Source organism: Deltaproteobacteria bacterium, from assembly GCA_013151235.1.
Lineage (GTDB): Bacteria > CG2-30-53-67 > CG2-30-53-67 > CG2-30-53-67 > CG2-30-53-67 > JAADIO01.
This window is the reverse complement of the sequence record JAADIO010000034.1, coordinates 18112-40169: the sequence shown is the minus strand read 5'-3', so window position 1 is coordinate 40169 and position 22058 is coordinate 18112. Positions and strand designations below refer to the sequence as shown.

Below are 22058 nucleotides of genomic sequence, written 5' to 3'. Positions count from 1 at the left end.
GTCCGGATTTGTGCCGACCCCCGTCAACGGTTACTGTTTAAAACGAGCTTTTTCGACAAACGCTCCGAACTTTTCTATCGCTGGATTTGGGTCTTTCGCAAATTGACACCCAAGGACAGGTCTGGTACTTTCGGAACAATTCATGAAAGGAGAAAACTCATGCAATGTAATCTCGCATCGAAGGAATGTATCCCCTGCAAGGGAGACGTACCCCCTCTGGCAGAAAAAGAATTGGCGGATCTGCTGGAAAATCTCGGAAATAGCTGGGAAGTCGCTGAGGGGAAAAAACTGACGAAGGAATACAAGTTCGGGAACTTCCGGGAGGCACTGGCCTTTACCAATCGGGTAGGGGAACTGGCCGAGTCCCAGGGACATCATCCCGAGATCCATCTTGCCTGGGGCCGGGTGAAACTCGTGATCCGGACACACAAGATCGACGGACTCACGGAGAGTGATTTCATCCTTGCGGCCAAGGCGGATCAACTTCCCCGATGATGATGGCAACCATTTTTCCACATTTTCCCCCGAGCATTCCGTGGTTAATTGCGTTTCGTCTTTGAGCTTGTCTTCCGGATCTTTCGCACCCGCTCCACCACGGGAGGATGGGAATAGTAGAAGGCGGCATACCATGGATGGGGATGAAGGTTCGAAAGATTGTCCCGGGCAAGCTTGATTAGAGAGGAGGCAAGGCTCTCCCGGTCTCCGCTGGTCTCACAGGCAAAGTCGTCGGCCTCCCGCTCATAATGCCGGGTCAGCATACTCATCAAGGGGGTGAGCGGGAAAGAGACGATACTGTAGAAAAACCCGAGAATCACAAGCTTCGCGAAGAAGGAGGTCGGTTCAATCCCGAAGAGATTCGTGAGCAGGTCGGTCCGGGTAAACCGCCATGCAAAATAGGCACCGGCAAAGGTCAGTGTCTGAGAGAGAACAATCCCTTTTAAAAGGTGCTTTTTCTTCCAGTGACCGGCCTCATGGGCCAGGACGGCGATAATCTCCGGTTCCGTTAACTTCTCCAGAAGTGTATCAAAGAGGACAATCCGCTTGACCCGCCCGATCCCGGTGAAGTAAGCGTTGGTATGTCTGCTCCGCTTCGAGGCATCCATCTTGAAGATACGGCTGACCCGTATCCCGACCCGTTCCATGAGCACCCGGATTTTCTCTTCCAGACCGGGATCGTCAAGGGGAGTATACTTGTTGAAGAGCGGCTCGATCACATAGGGGGAAAGATACATCATGACGATCCCGAAGAGGAAAAAAGATCCCCAGACCCAGAGCCACCATTGCTCCGGGCTCGCCGATACCAGACGGAGCCCCACGCCGACAATGATGCCCAGAAGAATCGTGGAAAGAAACAGGGATTTCAACTGGTCGGCAACCCAGAGTTTCAGGGTCTGTGTATTAAAACCGTACTTCTTCTCAATCCGGAAAGTGGAATAAAGATCAAAGGGAAGGGAAAGGAGGGTCGAGGCATAGGTCAGCAGGAGGAAGAAAAAAATCCCGGACAGAATGAAGGAGTCGCTCAACCGGAGGATCAACCGGTTATAGAGGGAAAGGAATCCGCCGAAAAGAAAGAGGAGAGTTACAAGATGGCTGATGGACGACTCGATGAATCCAAATCGGCTGTTTTCCACGGTGTAATCCCGGGTCTTTCGAAGCAGCTCTTCATCAATCCGGCCTTCAAACTCCGGCGGAACCTCGGCGCCGTGGGCCTCGAGATGCTTCAGGTTCAACCACTTGAGGCCGTAGCCGATCCCGATAATGAGCAGATAAAGAAAAAAAAGAAGCATCAACATCGTTTGCGGTTCATCCCCCTTTCTCCTTGAGGAGTTCCAGGAACGCCTCTTCCGTCAGGCACGTCACCCCCAGCTCCTGCGCCTTTCGATACTTCGATCCCGGCGCCCCGCCGTAGACCACATAGTCGGTCCCGGCGCTGACGGAAGAGGAGGACTTTGCTCCTAATTTTTTGACCCGATCTTCCGCTTCACGGCGCGGGAACGAAAGAGCGCCTGTAAAAACAAAACGTTTGCCTTCCAGGGGACGCTCCCCCTTCTCTTCGATCCTCTCCTCCCGGGTTTGGACGCCGGCCTCTTTCAGTTTCTCGATCACTTTAAGGTTCCGTTCCGCCCGGAAGAAGGCATGGATACTTTCGGCAATCCGGGGACCGATCTCATCGATACTCTCCAACTCCTCGGTCGTCGCCTTCGCCAACCGATCCAGATCGGAATAACGGTGCGCAAGGATCTCCGCCGTCCTGCTCCCGACATAACGGATTCCCAGGGCAAAGATCAGACGGGAGAGAGGACGACCTCTGCTCTCCACAATTCCCCGGAGGATATTCTCTGCAGACTTCTCTCCCATCCGCTCCAGACCGGCCAATGCCTCCCGGTCCAGTGCATAGAGATCGGCATAATCCCGGACCATCCTGCGGGCAACCAACTGCTCGACTAATGCCGTCCCCAGCCCCTCGATATCCATGGCACCCCGGGCGACAAAGTGCTCCACCGTCCGTTGCAACTGGGCCGGGCAGAAGGGGTTGACACATCGCCAGGCCACTTCCGCGTCCGGCCGTTCAATCCTCTCCCCGCAGACGGGGCATTCTCCGGGCATGGTAAAGGGGACCTCCCCGCCGGTCCGACGACTCTCCACCACCTTCACTATCTTGGGGATGATATCGCCCCCCTTCTCAATGAGGACCGTATCACCGATGCGGAGATCCTTGCGCCGGATTTCATCTTCATTATGCAGGGTCGCACGCTGAATCGTCGAGCCGGCCAGTTTCACGGGGCGCAGCCGGGCGACAGGAGTCACCGTCCCCGTCCGCCCCACCTGGAGATCGATCTTTTCGATCACCGTCGTAGCCTGCCTTGCAGGAAACTTGAAGGCAATGGCCCATCGGGGACTCTTTGCCGTAGTTCCCAGGATCTGCTGCTGTTCGAGGGAATCGACCTTGACGACGACACCGTCGATGTCGAAATCGAGATCCTCCCGTTTCTCCGTCCACTCATCGCAGAAGCGGTTGACGGCCTCAAGGTCGGGACAACACCGATAGTCCGGATTGACCCGAAAACCCAACTTCCGGAGACGGACCAGTTTTTCATGGTGAAAACGGACCGGGCATTTCTCCTCTAAAAGATCGTAGAGAAAGATATCCAACGGCCGGGTTGCGGTAATCTTCGGATCGAGAAGTTTCAGCGATCCCGCCGCTGCGTTCCGGGGATTGGCAAAGGGCTCCTCCCCCCTCCGGCCCCTCTCTTCATTCAGCCGCGTAAAACCGGATCGGGTCATATAGACCTCCCCCCGGACCTCGATCGCCCGGTCGGACAGATCGATTGAAAGCGGAATACTCCGGAGGGTCTTGAGATTCGACGTCACATCATCCCCCCGGGTTCCGTCGCCCCGGGTCACCCCCCGGACGAAGCGCCCCCCTTCATAGCGGAGGGAAATTGCCAAACCGTCGATCTTGAGTTCCGCCACAAAGGCCGGGGGCACGCCTTTCAGAAAGCGTTTCGTCCGTTCCGCAAATTCCCGCAACTCCTCACGGGAATAGGTATTCCCGAGGCTCATCATCGGCAGAGTATGCCGAACGGTCTGGAACCCTTCGACAGGCGCCCCGCCGACCCGCTGTGTGGGGGAATCGGATGTAATGAGGTCCGGGAAGGCCCTTTCAAGATCAATCAACTCTTGCAGGAGCTGGTCGTATTCGGAATCGGAGATCTCGGGCCGGTTTTCAATGTAGTAGAGGCGGTCGTGCCGGGCAATCTCCCGGCGGAGATGATCGGCCTTTCCTTGTGCATCTTCTTTTTTCATAGCTAAAAGAGACGGATGTCTTCACAGAAAGTCCATCCGCTGCGTTGATCAAAAGGAGGGGCATTTCCCTCTATTTGCGGAAGGCATGTTGGACTTCAACCCAGTCCCCCACCTCACCCTGGGGAACGGCTCCCAGGATCGTCGACGCGCCGGACTGCCGGATCACTGTTTCGGCCGTCCGGTAGGCGAGTTTTGGATCGTTGTTGACCTTGCTGATATGAGCCAGGATTACATTTTCCAGGCCCCGGTGAAGGAGTTGCCCCAGAAGTTCTCCGGCCTCAACATTCGACAGGTGTCCCAGACGGCTCATGACCCGCTCTTTCAGGGACCGGTCATACGGACCTTCCTGCAACATCTTCAGATCGTGGTTCGATTCAAGGATCAGAGCCTGAACGTTTTTCAGCCGGGCGGCCACCGGGTCCGGAACAAACCCCATGTCCGTGGCCAACCCTACTTTCTTCCCCCGGGCGGAAAAGGTAAATCCCACGGGACACGCCGCGTCATGCGGGATGGGGAAGGGCGTCACGGAAAATGTACCGGTCCGGAAGGCACTTCCCGTTTCAAAAGAGATCGGATGGGGCAGCCACCCCATCCGCCCCCTCGATGCGGCAAGGGTCTTCGGATGGATATAGACGGGCAGATCGTATCTCCGGGAGAGAACACCCACACCGTGGATATGATCGTGATGTTCATGGGTGACGAGGATTCCGTCAAGCCGGGCGGGATCCACCCCCCGCAAAGTCATCCGTTTTGTCACCTCCCTGCCGCTGAGACCGCAGTCGACGAGAAGTTTCGTCTTTCCCGATTCAAAATAGACGGCATTGCCTGTACTTCCGCTGGCTAGAACGCAGAATCGCACATTGCTCCTTTCCTTTTGACTTTGCCTTTACTCTGTGCCTTTGTGCCCTTTCTTACCTTCTTCCCTTCTCCGCGTCCTCCGCGTCTTTGCGTCTTTGCGGTGAATGCTTTTGATTATATTCCGTTCAGACATCCCCCGAATAGACAATCACCCCCGCGTACCCCACCACCTGATCATAATCGCCGGTGACATCACCGGAGGTGGCATACCGTACGGTCTCAGCTTTCTTGGCTCCCAGCGCCTTGGCGGCGATCAGCATGATCGTCACCGGGATGAAACCGCACATGGTGATCCTCTTTTGCAGGACAACTTCATAGAGCCCCGCCGGATCAAGTGCCTCAATCCGCTCCAGGGCCGTCCGGTCCTTCACCTCCGCCGCCACCCGGCTCTCATAGTGGGTCATGTCCGAACTGGCGATCAGCAGCACCGACCGATCGCTTTCCCGCACCACCTCCGCCAGGCCCTTCCCCATCTCCTCGCAGGCATCAAAGGGGACCCCCATCAAGGTGATGGGGACAAAACGCTTCACCCCCAGGACCTGCAGAAACGGGAGTTGAACCTCGATGGAATGTTCATTGCGATGGGCGGTATCGTCTTCCTGAAAGGGCCGCCCCTTTTCAAGGAGGGAGGAGGCCCGTTCGGCATCGATCGCCATCGTCCCCAAAGGGGTTTCCCACTCCCCTTCCCTCATGACGGCGGCCTCCGCCCCCAGGCCGGTATGATTCGGGCTGAGGATGATACAGGAATCAGGAGGTTCCACCCGGGAGTAAACGGCACCCGCCACCGCGCCGGAATAGAGATAGCCCGCATGAGGAGCGATCACACCGATTGTTTTCCGGAACGATCCGGGCTGGAGGAAACCCCGGATCGTCGATTCGAGACGCCGGGGATCGGCATCATAAAAGGTCCCCGCCACGGCCGGTCTGCGGATCATCCTCCCCTCCTTCCGTTCGAAATCATCGCATAAAATTAACACAGATCCCACCCGCTGACAACAGGAATAGCGCCAAAAACAGACTTGCCGATCAAGCACGCTTTCCTGCACGGGGTCTGTAGAAGGAAGCCTCCTCCGTGCCGTGGCAGAAGGCAAGGGTCCATTCCTCCCGACGGGCCTGTTGCAGCAATATTTTCTTCGTTTCAAAGGTCCGTAGCGGTTCAAGATCGAATGCCGAGATAAAGGTCCGGGGAAGATGGGCCACAGTGGGGATGAGGTCCCCCGGATAGAAGAGCGTCTCTCCCTCCGACCGGATAGAAACCGATTGATGAAAAAGAGTGTGACCCGGTGTCATGATGACGGAAACTCCCGGAACGATCTCCGTTTCACCATGAAGCAGTTCCAACTGCCCGGTACGAATCAGAGCCGTCTCATTTTGCAACAGGTATCCTTCTTTCGTCAACTCATTCGGATGCAGTGCCGCCTCCCATTCTCCCTGCTGTACAAAATGGACGGCCCTGGGAAAAACGGGAACGACTGAACCATCAGGGGTGAGGGCAAGATTCGCACCCGAATGGTCCCAGTGCAAATGGGAGTTGATGACGATATCAATCTCTTCCGGCGTTACCCCAAGCCGCCGGAGCTGATCCGTCAAGTTCTCTCCGCACCGGGCATGATATTCCCGGCCAAACCGTTTCGCTTCTCTCAATCCGATTCCCGGATCAATGAGGATACGATGCTGCGGTCCGAGGACCAGGAGGGAATTCATCTGCAGTTCGACGCAGTTTTCCCGGATTGTTCCAACCTTCTTTTCCCAGAGCATGCGGGGCACCACACCGAACATCGCCCCGCCATCCACCCGGAGAGAACCACCATCTAAGAGAAAGCACCGAAATTTTCCGATCATGATCTCTTTTTTCATGGACGCCATTGAACCACGGAAGCCTGCCGAAAGTCAACTTGCAGGGGGGGCACCCAGTCGTGTCCAATCGATAAATCGAATTTGACAGACACCCCAAAACATGTTGTAATCTTCGAAATTCAAAAGGAAAGGTAATCCATGATCGAAGTCGGTGTGGGCAGTTCCATTCAGGCGGATTCCCTTGAGGCGGCGCAGGAATCGGCACGGAAGGCCATAACCGAGAGCGGAATGATTCGTGCCGATTTTGCACTGCTTTTCGTCACTCCACACCATGCCGGCTCTTATCCCGAAATCCTGGAGAAGATCTCCGAGATCACCGGCGCCGGACATATCAGCGGTTGCAGCGCAACAGGAATCCTGACCGGGGAAGGAGAGATCGAAAACGGTCCCGGGGTTGCCGTCATGGCCATCCATTCAGACACCCTCTTCGGTTATCCCTTTCTTTTTCATGAATCGACGATCGGTGAGACAACGGCATGCCACGCCATCGGAGAACTTGTCCGGGAATTCAAACGAAGAGATGAAATGCTGGCCCTCTTCCCCGATCATGCATCTCACCATCTCCCCGCCCTGATCCAATGCATTGAAGAGGAACTTGTTTCTGCGGCAATCATCGGCGGTTCTCCCTCGTCCGACACCCCATCGAGGGAGTCCTTCCAATTTTATAACGGAGAGGCTTCCACACACACCCTGGCGGGGATCTACCTGACCGGTGAGTTCACGCCGACGATCGGCATCACGCAGGCCTGCCATCCCGTGAGCGGACCCCTCATCGTCACCCGCTCCGAAGGAAACCGGATCGAGGAACTCCGGGGCCGTCCGGCCCTGGAACATCTCTTCCAGATTCTTCAGCACCCCCGGACCGGGCGGAAGAGACCGCAGGAGTTCATGATCGGCCTCCCCGCCGATCCCGCCGACACGGAACTTGCGGCGGGAAACTATACGGTCCGCTCCATCACCGATACCGATCCCGTAAAAGGCGCCATTATCACCACGGAAGAGATCATGGAAGGACGCCCCCTCTCCTTCGTTGCCGGGGACCCGGAAAGGGCCCGGGAAGACCTCGAGGAGATGGCGGCCTCTCTTGCAGACCGGCTGCTGACCAACCCGCCCCGTTTCGGACTCTATATCAACAGCCGCCAACGGGGAGGCCGTTTTTACTCCTCAAAAAATATCGATATCGAAATCATCCGGAAACATTTCGGCGAAATCCCCCTGATCGGATTCTCCTCCGATGGCGAATTCGCCCCCATCAAGGGAATCAACAACTTCCATAACCATGCCGGAGTCCTGCTGCTCATCTCCGATCCGGTCGAATAGGATCCGGTTATTTTGACTCCTTATCTTGTCTTTATTTTCGATCCCTCGTGGACAAAAAAGAGATTCAGTGCTATGAATTCAAGTAGAAGAAGATCATGGAAAGGAGGTGAAGAAATGAGATTTGAACTGACTCCCGATGAGGGAAGGATCCTGCAAGATTTCCTGCGGCGGGAAATCGCTGACCTTCGGATGGAGATCGCCGACACCGATCAGAAGGATTTCCGGGACATCCTCAAGGGAAAGAAGGAAACCCTCAAGACCATCGTGGGAAAACTGGAAAGAATGGCCGCCTGAGTACTTTCTGAAGGTGGGACGTTTGCTCGGGCTGATTGAGAAGGGGCGTTTTGGGTTCGATCTCCCATCAATCATATTCCCTGCATAAGCTTCATCCTTGCTTTCCAGAACCAGGGACGGTCGATCCGTTTCTTGTGAGGCGGGGAACCCCGCATGGCGTTCATCGATTTTGAATAGTATTCTTTTGCTTTCTCGCGATCGTCCAGCCGTTGACAGACCTCCCCCATCTTATAGAACCCTTCCGAGCTTGATGTGTGAATCCCGACAAAAGCCTGATAGGACTCAAGCGCCCCGGCAAGATCCTTTTCCAGAACCTTGAGGTCTCCCATTCGCAACCATGCCTCCCCATAGCCGTAACGAGGGTCGATTTGCAGTACGGCCCGTAAATGCTCTTCCGCTTTTTCCATCTGTCCGAGGTGGAGGTAACCCAGACCGAGATAGAAACGTGTCTCGCTGATCTCTCCCATCCGGGGCAACGCCCGTTCAAGAAACGACACCCCCTCACGGTCTTTCCCTGTTTGCACAAGGTATCGCCCCAGATCACTCAAGGCCTCCGCATTATGGGGATTGAGCATCACCTCCTGTTTCAGCCGGGCAATCTCCCGGCGCGTTCGGAAGAGGGCGGAGAAATCAGGGAGCAGCCCCACAAAACGCCGGTCGAGAAAGAAATAGAGCGCCACAATGACGAGAAGCGCCAGCAGGGGGCTCCGGGTCAGAACCGTAAGGATATAAAAGAGGAAAATTTTGGACATTTGGCTGTGGCAAAACGAATGAGCTCAAAATCTGATAAGTGCATTAGGCGGACTTTTCTTGCAACCGTTATCGGCCGCGATACACCTCCATCACCTCATCCCGGGTCAGGATCGCTTCAAAGGGTATCCCGGTCTTTTCGATATTCTCCCGCCCCCCTTCCTGGCGGTCAACAAGGGTGAGGATCCGGACGACATCGAATCCCGCCGACTGTGCAGCCTCAACGGCCTGCAGGGTCGACCCCCCCGTCGTGACGACATCATCCACCACGACGACGCGGTCCCCCTTCCGGACGTTCCCCTCGATCTTCCGCATGAGGCCGTGCTTCTTCGCCTCCTTCCGAACGATGAAGGTCTCGATCGGCGCCCCGGCCAGAGCCGAATGAAAACTCACGGCATAGGCCAAAGGGTCGGCGCCAAGGGTCAGTCCGCCGACTCCCCGGGGGACAAGCTCCCGAATCCGTTCAAACCCGATCCGCCCGATCAGAACCATTCCTTCCGGGTGGAGGGTCGTCGCCTTGCAGTTGAAATAGTATCGGCTCTTCTTTCCCGAAACAAGCCGGAAGGTCGGCTCCTCATTGAACTGAAAGGAACGTTCCAGAATGATCTCTATCAATCGGCGCTTCAACACTTCCGGGCTATCGGTCATCACGGTTCCCTTTTTATTGCAGGTTGGCTTCTCATTGAGGGTCGTTTCTATAGAAAAGAAGGGGCTCTGTCAAGAAAAGATTCATCGCCGTCTTCGCTGATAACGGTTCACAGCCCGATTATGCTCCGCCAATGTTACGGAAAAGGCGTGCGTTCCGTCGTTCCGGGAAACGAAATAGAGATAGGGGGAGACCTCCGGATAAAGGACGGCCATGATAGAGCTTTTGCCTGGGTTCGCGATCGGCGTGGGGGGAAGACCGTACCGTGTGTAGGTATTGTAAGGAGTATCCGCCTTCAGGTCCCGCCGGCGGAGGTTCCCGTCGAAGTTCTTGATCCCGTAGATCACGGTGGGATCGCTTTGAAGACGCATTCCTTTTTTTAACCGATTGTAGTAAACGGAGGCGATCCGGGGCTTTTCATCCTCCCGGGCGGCCTCTTTCTCGATGATCGATGCCAGGGTCAGAACCTGATGAAAGGACAGACCAAGCTGCTCCGCCCGTTGACGTTTTTTCGCATCGAAGAATGCCTGCATATCGGAAACCATCTTGCGCAACACTTCTTTCTCCGTCACGTTCTTCGGAAAGGAATAGGTCTCGGGCAGAAGATATCCCTCAAGGGTTGGAGCCTGAACGCCAAGGGAGGCAATGAATTTGGGATCGGACTGAAGTGCCACGAGACGCTTCCGGGAAAGGGGGAATTTCGCCGCAACGATCCGTGCCACATCCTCGCCTCTCAACCCTTCCGGGATTGTCACCCGATGGAGGATCACCGCCCCCCGGCGCAATTGCCGGAGAATTTCCCGCGGCGACATCTCCGCCGACAGAGGATACTCCCCGGCTCGGATCATTCCTTCGGAAGCGGTCAGACGGGTCAGAACCCTGAAGGCGACAGCGGAGTGGATCAATCCCAGATCACGAAGGCGAAGAGCGGCCGCCTGCACCGACATACCGAACGGAATCTCCACAATAACCGGTTTGGCTGACTCCTGCTGCGGAACGTAGAGAAGAGAATAGAAGTAAACCGCCGATAGAGTGATCCCGCTCAGGACAAAAAAGATCAGGAAAGGAAGCCGGCTTCTAATCACCCTTCCGCTCCCGGCTGAGCCGATCCAGGTAACCCTGAAGGATGAGAGCCGCCGCCACCTGATCGATCACCTGTTTCCTTCTCTTACGGCTCACGTCTCCTTCCAGCAATGCCCGTTCCGCCATGACGGTCGTTAAGCGCTCATCCACCGGCTCAATGGGAAGGTTGAAAATCTTCAACTTTTTCATAAAGAGCTGTACCTTCTCGGCGGAAGGCCCGAAGCTTCCGTCCATATTCCTGGGCAGGCCGACTATCAGACGGTCGGCTTCGTATTCGTCGATGATCGCACGGAGTTCCTCCAGATCGGCATGCCAGCTCTTGCGACGAATCGTCTTCAAACCCTGGGCGATCATTCCCAGAGGATCGCTCACGGAGACACCGATACTCTTCTCACCGAAATCAAGACCGATCGCTCTCATCAAACTCCTTCCACAGGTACAGAGGAAAATCAAGGACTTACTTTTGATGGTCTCGTAAAAACTCGCAAAGCCCTTCGACCCTTCGGCCGGCTCAGGACAGGCCCTTCGACATACTCAGGAGAGCCGTGCTCAGGGCGAACGGTGTAAGTTATTGATATTCCGTTCGTGTGGTTCGGCAAGCTTCCGAGCATGATGAGCTTGCCGAACCACATGCTCGGAAAGTTTAATGAACCGTTCGTGGTCGGCTTGCCGAACCACATGCTCGGAAAGTTTAATGAACCGTTCGTGGTGAGCCTGTCGAACCATGAACGAAATCCGAAAAACGACTTTTTACGACCTTATCACTTTTCTTCCTCTTCTTCTTTCCCCTCTTTGTCGAGCTTGGCCAGACGACGGCTGAGTGCATTCACCTTCTTTTCCAGATTTTCCATATCCGTGCGGGTAGGGAGGTTCATCCGCTCCATGGTCGACTGGATAATTTCCCGCCAGCTCTTTTCCAATCCTTCAAGATTCTTTTCCGCGGACCCCATCAGATCCTTGAACAGAGAACCGCTCTGCTCCTTGCTGACTTCCCCCTTTCGGACCAGGTCGTCCACATACTCTTTCATCTTCTCCTGAATCCCCAGTCCAACCAAAAGCGCTTTTTTCATCGGCTCAAACATGATCGTCCCTCCTTAAATATGAATCCGCTTCAACCGTTCGAACAGTTCAAACAGCGAAAACCGTTTCAGCCGACCTGCCGACGGGACCGTTAACCGGAACCGGCCGGTCCCACCTGTTGACGAACCAGGTCCGCTACCATCGACAGAGCTTCATCCAACCGGGAGGGGTCTTTTCCGCCGGCCTGTGCCATGTCCGGCCTTCCGCCTCCGCCTCCGCCGGTCACCTTCGCCACTTCCCGAATCAGATTCCCGGCATGAACCTTGCCGGTCAGATCGCGGCTGACCATCGCCACGAGGGCGACCTTTCCATCGTTGGCGGACCCGGCCACAATCACACCCGATCCGATCTTGTCCCTTGCCTGGTCTGCAAAGTCACGCAGCTCCTCGATGGACAGTCGGTCCATTCGCCGGGAGAGAATCCGGATCCCCTCCACTTCCTGCACATCTTCGTCAAGATCGCCCCCTTTCGCTGCGGCAAGCTCCCGCTTCAGGGCAGCCACTTCGGCAGTCAGAGCCTTTCGATCCCGGAGGATTTTTTCCACCTTAGAGACAATCTCTCCCGGCGCGCCCCGAACCATCTCCGCAAGACTCAGAAGTTCCGATTCAGAGGATTTGAAGGACCGGTAGGCGCTGTCCGCCGTGACCGCCTCAATCCTGCGGACCCCGGCTGCGATCCCTCCCTCATGAACAATCTTGAAAAGACCGATTTCACCCGTCCGATCGATATGCGTTCCGCCGCAGAGTTCCTTTGAAAGACCCGGGATCGAGATCACTCGGACCTCATCGCCATACTTCTCCCCGAAGAGAGCCGTGACCCCTTCGTCTAACGCCTCGTTCAGCGGCTTGACCTCTTTTTGAACAGGGGCGTCCCGCCGAATCCATTCGTTGGCCAGTTGTTCGATCCGTTCCAGTTCACGGGGCCCCACCTGCGTGAAGTGTGTAAAATCAAACCGGAGCCGGTCGGGCGCAACCAGCGACCCGGCCTGTTTCACATGATCTCCCAACACCCGGCGCAAAACAGCCTGGAGAATATGGGTGGCCGTATGGTTGTCCGCCGTCTTCCGACGGACCTCGGAATCCACTTTCGCGGTAACCGCCTGCCTCGTCTGCAGCTTCCCTTCTTCCACCCGGACGGCATGAACAATCATCTCCCCGGCAGGCCGGCGGGTCTCATGAACGACGGCACTCCCTCCTTCCCACTCGATCCGTCCCTGATCTCCGACCTGACCGCCCGATTCCGCATAAAAGGGAGTCACATCGAGGACCGCCAGGGCCTCCTCCCCTTTCGAGACCGCCTCGACAACCTTGCCCTCCTGAATGAGGGCAACCACTGTAGCTACAGCCTCGATCCGCTCATAGCCTACAAAAGAGGTGGAGAACTTTTCGGACAATCCCTTGAAAAGAGGGTCAACCCCTTTTTCACCGCCCCCTTTCCAGGAGGACCGTGCCCGCTCCCGTTGCCGGTTCATCGCCTTATGAAATCCGGTTTCGTCGAGGGAAAGCCCTTTCTCCCCAAGGATGTCCCGGGTCAGATCAAGCGGAAAACCATAGGTATCATAGAGTTTAAAAACCTCCTCTCCCGCCAGGATCGTTTCCCCCGACCGCGCCAGTTTGTCGATCTCTTCGTTGAGGAGGGCCAGCCCCTGATCCAGGGTATGGAGAAAACGTTCCTCCTCATTCAGGATGACGGCCGCCACATGCTCCCGGGCCGGGACCAGTTCCGGATAGCCCCCCCGCATCTCATCGACGACCGTTGCAGAGAGCCTGTAGAGAAAAGGACCTTCCACGTTCAAGAGTTTACCGTGCCGGGCCGCTCTTCGCAAGACCCGCCTGAGCACGTAGCCCCGCCCTTCATTGCTCGGAAGAACGCCGTCGGCAATGAGGAAAGTCAATGCCCGGATATGATCGGCAATCACCCGGATGGATGTATCGGAGTCCTGTCCTGTACCGTACCGGACCCCGGCAATCGAGCAGATCGCCTCAATGATCCCCGAGAAAAGATCGGTATCGTAATTGGAGGTCACCCCCTGCACCACGGCTGTGATGCGTTCCAAGCCCATGCCGGTGTCGATACTCGGCTTCGGCAAGGGAGTAAGTTGGCCCGCAGCGTCGCGTGAATACTGCATGAAGACAAGGTTCCAGATTTCCAGGAAGCGGTCGCAGTCACATTCCACATTGCATCCGGACCGGCCGCAGCCGATTCCCTCTCCCTGATCGATGTGAATTTCGGAACAGGGGCCGCAGGGACCGATGTCACCCATGGCCCAGAAGTTGTCCTTCTCTCCCAGGCGGAGGATCCGCTCCTCCGGAACGTGCATCTTCTCTTTCCAGATCCGGAAAGCCTCTTCATCTTCGTGATAGACGCTGACCCAGAGACGTTCGGTGGGAAGAGAAAGCTCCCCGGTCAGAAATTTCCAGGCCAGGGGAATCGCCTCCTCCTTGAAATAGTCGCCGAAAGAGAAGTTGCCCAGCATTTCGAAGAAGGTCTGGTGACGGGCCGTACGTCCCACATTCTCCAGGTCGTTATGTTTGCCGCCGGCCCGCATGCACTTCTGCGACGTGGCCGCCGTCGGAACCGTCCGCTTTTTCTCCCCCGTAAAGATATCTTTAAACTGGACCATCCCCGCATTGGTAAAGAGAAGGGTCGGGTCATCCCGGGGGATCAGGGAAGAGCTGGAGAGAATTTTGTGGCCTTTTTTCTCAAAATAATCCAAAAAAAGGCTGCGAATTTCCGAACCCTTCATTTTTGCCCCTTTATTTGTTCCATTCATCACTGAATCCGCTTAAAGAATAAAGACTTTGGGCAATCTTGTCAATAGAATCGTGGGGCGCAAGAAATGGGGGTCGATCCGGAGAATGCGTATGGATTAAGATTATGATTAATTAAAAAAACGATCAATCTTGAATTCATCATCGGAGGCGGGCGATTCTTCTTTTTGCACCCCGCCCGCTTGTCCCTGCTCTTCCCAGGCAAGATCGCTCGTCGACTGAATCCCCCGAGCCTTGAGGGCAAAGTCATCCGGATTGGAACTTCGCTTCAAGGCCTCTTCGTAGGAGATCAGGCCGCGATGGTAGAGTTCCATCAACGACTGGTCGAAGGTCTGCATCCCGTACTGGCTCTTACCGGCGGCAATCGCATCGTGAATCAGTTTGGTCTTCTCCTTGTCGATGATATACTCCCGGATCAGATTCGTCGCGACCATGACCTCCGTTGCCGGAATCCGTCCCTTGCCGTCAGCCCGGACAACCAGCCGCTGAGAAATGATCCCTTTGATCACGGCCGCAAGCTGAATCCGCATCTGCTTCTGCTGATAGGGCGGAAAGACGGAGATAATCCGGTTCACCGTCTCCGTTGCATCGACGGTATGGAGGGTACTCATGACGAAATGTCCTGTTTCCGCCGCCATGAGGGCCGTCGAAATCGTCTCGTAGTCCCTCATCTCCCCGACGAGAATCACATCGGGGTCCTGGCGGAGGGAGGAACGGAGCGCACTGTCGAAGGCCTTCACATCATTGCCGATCTCCCGCTGGTTCACCAGGCTCTTGTTGTCCCGGTGAAGATATTCGATCGGGTCCTCGATCGTCATGACATGCGCCGTCCGGTGGGTATTGATATGATCGATCATCGAGGCCAGAGTGGTCGTTTTCCCGCTTCCTGTGGTCCCCGTCACCAGGACAAGACCTCTCTGCTCCAGGGCCATATTTTCGATCACGGGCGGAAGATTCAGTTCTGTGATCTTCAAAATCTTGTGGGGAATAACCCGAAGAACGATGGCGACGGTATTTCGCTGCTGGAAGATATTCACACGGAAACGGCCCATCCCCGGCACGCTGTAGGCCATATCCACCTCGCTGTTCGCCTTGAACTTCTGCTTCTGATAATTGTTCATCATGGCGAAGGCTGTGGCGAGGGTGTCTTCGGAGGTCAGCCTCTTTTGCTCAATCATAGGGGTGAGCGACCCGTCGATCCGAAGCACGGGAGGACTTCCCACCTTGATATGGACATCGGAAGCCTTCCGTTCTATGGCTGTTTTCAACAGTTCGTTCAGATTCATAGGCTCTGCCTTCCATGATCTGGGATCAATCGAGAGGTCAGGATTCCCCTTTCCCATGTAACGGCTCAGGTTGCTTCTATTTTTCCGCAGGACAAGGCGTGAGGAGCGCAAAACCGGAGGCGTATTTTTTATACGTTGAGGATTTGAGCACCGCAACAACGCAGTCATGCGGAATAAAGAGAGGTGACCTGAGTCGTTACTTTTCCGTACCTTTAAATCGTAACATGGAGAGTTCGGAACTGTCAATGAATCAAGCCTTTGCGGAAGCCTCCTTCGGGAGGGTCACCTTCCCCAATTTTTCCTCCACCTGAGTTTTGATTTCGCTCTGGATATCAGGATTTTCCTTCAAAAAGGTCCGCACATTCTCACGCCCCTGCCCGATCCGTGTCTCCCCATAGGAATACCAGGCTCCGCTCTTCTTGATGATCTCGTGGGTCACCCCGAGGTCGATCAGGTCCCCTTCCCGGGAGATCCCCTCGTTGAACATGATATCGAACTCGGCCTTCCGGAAGGGAGGTGCAACCTTGTTTTTCACCACCTTGACCCGGGTACGGTTCCCGTTGACCTGATCCCCATCCTTGATCTGGCCGATCCGTCGGATATCGAGACGGAGAGAAGCATAGAACTTGAGAGCATTGCCTCCGCTCGTGGTCTCCGGATTTCCGAACATGACACCGATCTTCATCCGGATCTGGTTGATAAAGACAAGGGTCGTCTTCGAACGGGAGACGGTCCCCGTCAGTTTGCGGAGGGCCTTGGACATCAGCCGCGCCTGGAGTCCCACCTGCTGGTCTCCCATCTCCCCCTCGATCTCCGCCCTCGGCACAAGAGCCGCCACAGAGTCTACCACCACAATATCGACGGCGCCGCTCCGGACCAGCACATCGGTGATCTCCAGGGCCTGCTCCCCCGTATCGGGCTGGGAAACGAGGAGATCGTCGGTATTCACCCCCAACCGCTTCGCATAGGATACATCGAGGGCATGTTCGGCATCGACAAAGGCGGCGACCCCCCCGGCTTTCTGTGCCTCGGCAATGGCATGGAGGGTCAAGGTCGTTTTTCCGGATGATTCCGGTCCGTAGATCTCCACGATCCGGCCCCGGGGGTATCCCCAGGTTCCGAGTGCACAATCCAGAGAGAGGCAGCCCGAAGAGATCGAAGGGACATCGACAACCGCTCCCGCCGAACCGAGCCGCATGATCGCTCCCTTGCCGAACTGTTTTTCGATCTGTGTCACTGCAAGATCCAGGGCGTGAGCCCGGTCATTATTGTTCCCTGCCATTCGAAGAACTCCTTTCCTGCCGACACCCGGCCGGTCAAATTAAGATCCCGTAAACCTTCCGGATCCGGGAATGCTTTATCGCAATATTTTCAGGGACGATGTAAAACGAATTCGATATTCAGCCCCTTCGGAACGTAGCCGGCTTTCAGTAAGATGGACCGCTTCCACCATCATGCTCCCCACATCGACCTCCCTGTTCTCTGCCGCATGTGCAACAAAGCGCCGCCGATCATGAAGAGCCTTGATCCGCCCGAGGGTAACATGGGGATGAAAAACTCGTTTTTCCTGCGGAAAGCCGATCCGTTCCAACAGGGGATCAAGTCTGGAGAAGATACTCCGAAGCTGCTCTTCTCCCTGTGCAACACCCGCCCAAAGGATACGAGGACACTTCGCCCCCGGGAAGACGCCGACTCCGGCGAGATGAAGCATGAAAGGCTCCCGCCCCGCACAAGTACGGGAGATCGCCTCGCTGATCGGGGGAATCATCGTCTCTTCGATCTCTCCCAAGAACTTCAGGGTCAGGTGCATCCCCGCAGGTTTGACCCATCCGACCCGATCCCCGAGTCGCCGGAAGGAGTCCTGGATCCGCTGAAGCGACTCCTTGACCGGACCGGAGATCTCGATGGCGATAAAGGCCCGGAGTCTTTTCAGACCGACGACACCTCCCTTCCACGGGAAAGACGGAACGGTTCATCCCGTCCGGAGAACATCCAGAAGAACCGTCAGCGCCTTTGCCGCACTCTGTTCCCGGATGGATCTCCGGTCCCCCGAAAAACGGCAGGGCACTACTTCCGCCCCGCCCGCTTCAGCAATTGCAATAAAAACCGTCCCCACCGGTTTCTCCGGCGTCCCGCCGGAAGGTCCGGCAATTCCCGTCACGGCCAGGCCGACATCCGTACCGGCACGATCCCGGATCCCCACGGCCATGGCACGGGCCGTCTCACGGCTAACGGCACCCTGCCGTTCGATCAGTTCAGCGGGTACGCCGAGCAGGTCCGTCTTCGATCGATTGCTGTAGGTCACCACGCCCCGTTCCAGAACGGCGGAGATCCCCGGAAAATCCACAAGCAGGGAGATGATGAGCCCCCCCGTACAGGACTCGGCCAGAGCGATCGTTTTCCCCCTTTCCAACAGGAGCCTGCCGACTTCTTCCACAAGATCCTTCATCGGTTCAACACCAGCAGGGCCAGGCGGAGGGTCAGGTTCGCATAGACCCCGGCCAGAAGATCATCGAACATCACTCCCCACCCGCCCGGAATATTCCGGTCGATCCAGCGTACAGGAAAGGGTTTCAGCACATCGAAAAAACGGAAGAAGAGAAAACCGGCCGCCACCATCCGCCATGTCGGCGGCAATCCCCACATGGTAATCAAGAATCCCGCAATCTCATCGATCACGATGATCCCGCTGTCCTTCTCCCCGAGGATTGTTTCCGCCTTTGAAGCCAGACCGATTCCGGCGGCAGAGACGGCAACGGTCAGAATGCTGTATAAGATAAGAGAAAATCGGCTTAGAAGTAGATAGAGAGCAATTCCGACCAGGGTCCCGAAGGTCCCCGAGGCAACGGGGGCATAACCGCTGTAAAAACCGGATGCGAAAAAGAGAATCAGCCGTTCCAACCCCACCCCCGAAAGTTGAGAAATCCTATCATCGGCGCCCCGGAGTGTCAACCTTAAAAGAATGGATTAAGATTGAAGCGGCGGAGTCTTTCCGTACCGGATCAACCGGGACGCTTCTGTTCAGAGAAGATGATTCCGGAGAAACGCCAGGGCCTCCTCCCGGGTTCCGATCTCCCCGTCAACCTGCAGGGCACGGATTTTCGAAAGGATCGCACCAATGGCAGGACCGGGAGAGACCCCAAGCAAGTTCATCACGTCATCGCCGGTAACCAGAACCGGCGGGGAACAGACCTCCTCTCCTTTCGCCGCATAAAGATCAAGGAGGGCCTGTCCGAGGGCAACGGTCCGCTGCTCCATTTTCCCGAAATTGCGGCCCCGCGCAGCCCGCCGGTCGGCAAGGGAGAGAAGAACATGAAGAGGGAGATCTTCTTCCAGACGGGCGATGATCCGACGCAGTGCCCGGTCGGTAAATCCATCCTTTACGAGTCCCAGCCCCCGCACATGATAACGGACCAGACGACGTATCCTCTCCGCCCTTCTCTTCGGAAAGGAAAAACGGGTCGTCACCGCCCCGACGATCTCGGCGCCGGTTTTTTCATGACCGTAAAAATGGGGGACGCCGGATGCATCGATCGTAGAAGAGACTTTTTTTCCCAGGTCATGCAAGAGGGTTGACCAGGCGAGAACCCGTCGATCCTCCCGGCCCAGTTCAAAAGGGAAAGAGAATGTGCCGCAGAGCCCCGCAAGTCCGTCAACGGATGCCACAACCTTAAAGGTATGTTCCAGCGCATCAAGATGATGATACGGCCCCTGGGCCAGGCCGGAAAGGGGCTTCAGCTCCGGGAAGACGACAAAGAGCAGCCCGAGGGAGCGAAGCTTTTCGAGCCCGTCCGCGGCCCGGCCCGAAAGGAGGATCCGGTCGATCTCCTCCCGGATCCGTTCGACAGCGGAACCGGCCAGTGCGTCGGGATGGCGCCGGATCTCCTTTTCCGTCTCCGCATCAATCCGGAAACCTTTCAGGACCGCGGCCAAACGGACGGCCCGGAGCATCCGGAGGGGATCGGCATGAAAGACATCCGGAGATACCATCCGGATGATTTTAGCGAGAAGATCCGAAAGCCCGTTGAAGGGATCAAACAGTCGCTCATCCCCACAGGACCAGGTCAGGGTATTGACGGTAAAATCCCGCCGGGCAAGTTCCGCCGTCAGCTCCGGGATCCCCTGTGAAACGAAATCCAGGGTCTTCCCGTCCACCACAACACGGTAGGTGTAGGGCGCTTCCTGCCCCATGGAAAAGGAGGTTCCCCCAACACGGCGGGCCACAGCCTCTGCCAGAGAGTGGGCATCCCCACCAACGATAAAGTCATAATCGTCCGAATGCCGCCCCAGAAGACAATCACGAATCCATCCGCCCACAATAAAGATAGAGATGTGTTCTTTGACAGCCGTTTCAGAGACCACGCGGATCAATGCGTCGTCCCTGATGCCATTCCTCAAGGTCTTTTCAGCTTGTTCAGGCATGGCTGGAACCGTTCTCCCGGATTACCCCTGTTGCGCCGAGATGACCTCTTCCACCCACTCCAGGGCGGCAATACTCCGGGGAAAACCGGTGGTGGACATCCCCAGAAGAACGGCATGACGGATTTCATCAGCAGAAATACCGATGGAGAGTGCCCTGCGGGCATGGGACTTTACGGCGCCGTCGGAACAAAGTCCCACGGCGATGCCCAACTTGACGAGACGGCGTGACCTTTCATCAAGGGGCCCCGCCTCATGGCAGGCCCGGGCAAAGTCGGAGTAGGCACGGTTGACCTCGGGATAATCCTGCTGAAAACGTTTGTAAGGTGCGGGTATATGAGACATCCGAGACTCCTTCCTTCTTTTCGGGGTCATACACATTTGTACATTCCGCACACAACATTAAGTTTGTTCATTCCGGAATGTACACTGTAGCTCCGACCCTATCTGTTAAGTGTGAATTCGAATGTATCACACCGGCAAGGGATGTCAAACGGAAAAAAGATTTTGAAATCCCGGCATTTTTATGTAGTATATTGTTTTTATCAAAAGGACAGGAGCAGAAGATGGCAGTGATTGAACCCTTTCGGGGCCTCCGTTACAACCCTGACAAAGTGGGGGATCCGAACCGGGTCATGGCCCCTCCCTACGACATCATCTCCGGAAAGGAGCAGGAAGAACTTTATGCAAAACACCCCTGTAACGTAATCCGCCTGGAGCTCGGGCGCACAACTTCCGCCGATACGGAGCAGGATAACCGTTATACACGTTCGGCAGCAGATCTCCGGAAATGGTTCGAAGAGGGGGTGCTTCTCCGGGAAGAAAAACCCGTCCTGTACAGTTACTTCATGGATTACAAAACGGCTGAAGGAAAGCAAAAAATCCTGAAGGGATTTCTTTCCCGTGTGCTTCTTGAAGACCTCGATTCAGGCGTCGTCCTGCCTCATGAAAACACCCTCTCCGGTCCGAAGGCCGACCGGCTGCAACTGATGGAGGCCACACACGCCAACTTTTCCCCCATCTTCTCCCTCTATTCCAACCCCGGCATGGAAGCCATAGAAATCTTAGACGGTTCGGCCCGGAAGAGCCCCTGTATCGATGTGACCGATGGAGACGGCGTCCGCCACCGGGTCTGGACCGTCGATTCAAAAGAAGAGATCGACAAAATCCGGCGGGTCCTGGCCGACCTTCCCCTCTTCATCGCCGACGGCCATCACCGTTACGAGACCGCCCTCAATTTCAGGAACATGATGCGGAAAATCACGGGGAAGACCGATGGAAGACAAGGGTTCGACTACGTCATGATGTACTTTTCCAACATGGAGGAGGGAGGACTGACCATCTATCCGACACATCGGCTCGTCGACCATCTCATAAACTTCAATCTCCCCTCGTATCTGGAGCAAGTCGCCGCCCACTTCGATGTACGCCCCTACTCCTACCTGGAAAAGAAAAAGTTTCTCCGGGAGCTGAACGCCGTGGGCAAAGAACGTCATGCCTTCGGCCTTTACACCGGGGAGAGTGATGATCTCTTTCTGCTCGTTCTGAAAAACATGGACGGAATCCGTCCTCTCTTCGGCGGGAAGCTATCCTCCGTCCTGCAGGAACTGGATGTCACCATCCTCCACACGATCCTCCTTGACCGCCTGCTCGGCATCGGGGAAAAGGAACTGAAAGCCCAATCCCATGTCCGTTACGTCAAAGAGATCGAGGACGCACTGCATACCGTAAATGACGGGGATGCTCAACTGGCCTTTCTCCTGAACGGGACCCGGGTTAACCAGTTGCGCGAGGTTTCTCTGCGGGGGGAAAAGATGCCGCAGAAATCGACCTATTTCTACCCCAAGCTGCTGACGGGACTGGTCCTGAACAGTCTGGACGATTAGA

At 56.0% G+C, this 22058-nt stretch carries 22 protein-coding genes; 4 read left to right on the top strand and 18 right to left on the bottom strand.

Features of this window, described 5'->3' with window-relative positions; translation table 11 throughout:
* Nucleotides 1-159: 159 nt before the first annotated feature.
* Nucleotides 160-495: a 4a-hydroxytetrahydrobiopterin dehydratase gene (locus GXP58_06910; GenBank protein NOY53338.1), complete on the top strand. Its 336-nt coding sequence runs from the start codon at nucleotides 160-162 to the stop codon at nucleotides 493-495.
* 44 nt (nucleotides 496-539) lie between these two features.
* On the opposite strand, the gene GXP58_06905 is transcribed toward GXP58_06910, so the two are convergent.
* The 5 genes from GXP58_06905 to GXP58_06885 all read right to left on the bottom strand — a co-directional run bounded on the left by GXP58_06905 (nucleotide 540) and on the right by GXP58_06885 (nucleotide 6507).
* Nucleotides 540-1793 (bottom strand): M48 family metallopeptidase, encoded by a 1254-nt coding sequence (locus GXP58_06905; GenBank protein NOY53337.1) that lies wholly within the window; start codon nucleotides 1791-1793, stop codon nucleotides 540-542.
* 10 nt (nucleotides 1794-1803) lie between these two features.
* On the bottom strand, nucleotides 1804-3807 hold the full coding sequence (gene ligA / locus GXP58_06900; GenBank protein ID NOY53336.1) for an NAD-dependent DNA ligase LigA: 2004 nt from the start codon (nucleotides 3805-3807) through the stop codon (nucleotides 1804-1806).
* Nucleotides 3808-3877: 70 nt separating this feature from the next.
* On the bottom strand, nucleotides 3878-4666 hold the full coding sequence (locus GXP58_06895) for an MBL fold metallo-hydrolase (GenBank protein ID NOY53335.1): 789 nt from the start codon (nucleotides 4664-4666) through the stop codon (nucleotides 3878-3880).
* Nucleotides 4667-4790: 124 nt separating this feature from the next.
* Entirely contained in the window at nucleotides 4791-5600 is an 810-nt protein-coding gene (amrB, locus tag GXP58_06890) for an AmmeMemoRadiSam system protein B (protein NOY53334.1), read from the bottom strand.
* A gap of 91 nt (nucleotides 5601-5691) precedes the next feature.
* Nucleotides 5692-6507, bottom strand: coding sequence for an MBL fold metallo-hydrolase (locus GXP58_06885; protein ID NOY53333.1), 816 nt, complete (start codon nucleotides 6505-6507; stop codon nucleotides 5692-5694).
* Between the two features lie 153 nt (nucleotides 6508-6660).
* Here GXP58_06885 and GXP58_06880 point away from each other — a divergent pair, with 153 nt between their 5' ends.
* Together GXP58_06880 and GXP58_06875 are read left to right on the top strand one after the other, a co-directional pair.
* The gene (locus GXP58_06880) at nucleotides 6661-7842 is read left to right on the top strand and encodes a hypothetical protein (GenBank protein NOY53332.1); all 1182 of its coding nucleotides are present in this window, start codon (nucleotides 6661-6663) and stop codon (nucleotides 7840-7842) included.
* A gap of 114 nt (nucleotides 7843-7956) precedes the next feature.
* On the top strand, nucleotides 7957-8136 hold the full coding sequence (locus tag GXP58_06875) for a hypothetical protein (protein ID NOY53331.1): 180 nt from the start codon (nucleotides 7957-7959) through the stop codon (nucleotides 8134-8136).
* 71 nt (nucleotides 8137-8207) lie between these two features.
* Here GXP58_06875 and GXP58_06870 read toward each other — a convergent pair whose 3' ends face one another.
* The 13 genes from GXP58_06870 to GXP58_06810 all read right to left on the bottom strand — a co-directional run bounded on the left by GXP58_06870 (nucleotide 8208) and on the right by GXP58_06810 (nucleotide 20516).
* On the bottom strand, nucleotides 8208-8888 hold the full coding sequence (locus tag GXP58_06870; protein ID NOY53330.1) for a tetratricopeptide repeat protein: 681 nt from the start codon (nucleotides 8886-8888) through the stop codon (nucleotides 8208-8210).
* 67 nt (nucleotides 8889-8955) lie between these two features.
* Nucleotides 8956-9516: an orotate phosphoribosyltransferase gene (gene pyrE, locus GXP58_06865; GenBank protein NOY53329.1), complete on the bottom strand. Its 561-nt coding sequence runs from the start codon at nucleotides 9514-9516 to the stop codon at nucleotides 8956-8958.
* Between the two features lie 99 nt (nucleotides 9517-9615).
* Entirely contained in the window at nucleotides 9616-10617 is a 1002-nt protein-coding gene (gene mltG, locus GXP58_06860; protein NOY53328.1) for an endolytic transglycosylase MltG, read from the bottom strand.
* The gene (ruvX, locus tag GXP58_06855) at nucleotides 10610-11035 is read right to left on the bottom strand and encodes a Holliday junction resolvase RuvX (protein ID NOY53327.1); all 426 of its coding nucleotides are present in this window, start codon (nucleotides 11033-11035) and stop codon (nucleotides 10610-10612) included. The genes mltG and ruvX overlap by 8 nt, the downstream gene beginning before the upstream one ends.
* Nucleotides 11036-11376: 341 nt before the next feature.
* Nucleotides 11377-11697: a hypothetical protein gene (locus GXP58_06850; GenBank protein NOY53326.1), complete on the bottom strand. Its 321-nt coding sequence runs from the start codon at nucleotides 11695-11697 to the stop codon at nucleotides 11377-11379.
* A gap of 89 nt (nucleotides 11698-11786) precedes the next feature.
* On the bottom strand, nucleotides 11787-14441 hold the full coding sequence (gene alaS, locus GXP58_06845) for an alanine--tRNA ligase (GenBank protein NOY53325.1): 2655 nt from the start codon (nucleotides 14439-14441) through the stop codon (nucleotides 11787-11789).
* Between the two features lie 135 nt (nucleotides 14442-14576).
* Entirely contained in the window at nucleotides 14577-15752 is a 1176-nt protein-coding gene (locus GXP58_06840; protein NOY53324.1) for a type IV pilus twitching motility protein PilT, read from the bottom strand.
* Nucleotides 15753-16002: 250 nt separating this feature from the next.
* A complete protein-coding gene (recA, locus tag GXP58_06835) occupies nucleotides 16003-17034 on the bottom strand; it encodes a recombinase RecA (protein ID NOY53323.1) in 1032 nt (343 codons plus the stop codon).
* Nucleotides 17035-17109: 75 nt separating this feature from the next.
* Nucleotides 17110-17685: an RNA 2',3'-cyclic phosphodiesterase gene (thpR, locus tag GXP58_06830; protein ID NOY53322.1), complete on the bottom strand. Its 576-nt coding sequence runs from the start codon at nucleotides 17683-17685 to the stop codon at nucleotides 17110-17112.
* Between the two features lie 39 nt (nucleotides 17686-17724).
* A complete protein-coding gene (locus GXP58_06825) occupies nucleotides 17725-18201 on the bottom strand; it encodes a CinA family protein (GenBank protein ID NOY53321.1) in 477 nt (158 codons plus the stop codon).
* Nucleotides 18198-18653: a phosphatidylglycerophosphatase A gene (locus tag GXP58_06820; GenBank protein NOY53320.1), complete on the bottom strand. Its 456-nt coding sequence runs from the start codon at nucleotides 18651-18653 to the stop codon at nucleotides 18198-18200. Before GXP58_06820 ends, GXP58_06825 begins: the two co-directional genes overlap by 4 nt.
* Nucleotides 18654-18773: 120 nt before the next feature.
* Nucleotides 18774-20174, bottom strand: a complete 1401-nt coding sequence (locus GXP58_06815; protein ID NOY53319.1) for an HD domain-containing protein — start codon at nucleotides 20172-20174, stop codon at nucleotides 18774-18776.
* A gap of 21 nt (nucleotides 20175-20195) precedes the next feature.
* Nucleotides 20196-20516, bottom strand: coding sequence for a carboxymuconolactone decarboxylase family protein (locus tag GXP58_06810; protein ID NOY53318.1), 321 nt, complete (start codon nucleotides 20514-20516; stop codon nucleotides 20196-20198).
* Between the two features lie 221 nt (nucleotides 20517-20737).
* Here GXP58_06810 and GXP58_06805 point away from each other — a divergent pair, with 221 nt between their 5' ends.
* Complete coding sequence (locus GXP58_06805) at nucleotides 20738-22057, top strand: DUF1015 domain-containing protein (GenBank protein NOY53317.1); 1320 nt, start codon at nucleotides 20738-20740, stop codon at nucleotides 22055-22057.
* Nucleotide 22058 lies beyond the last annotated feature (1 nt).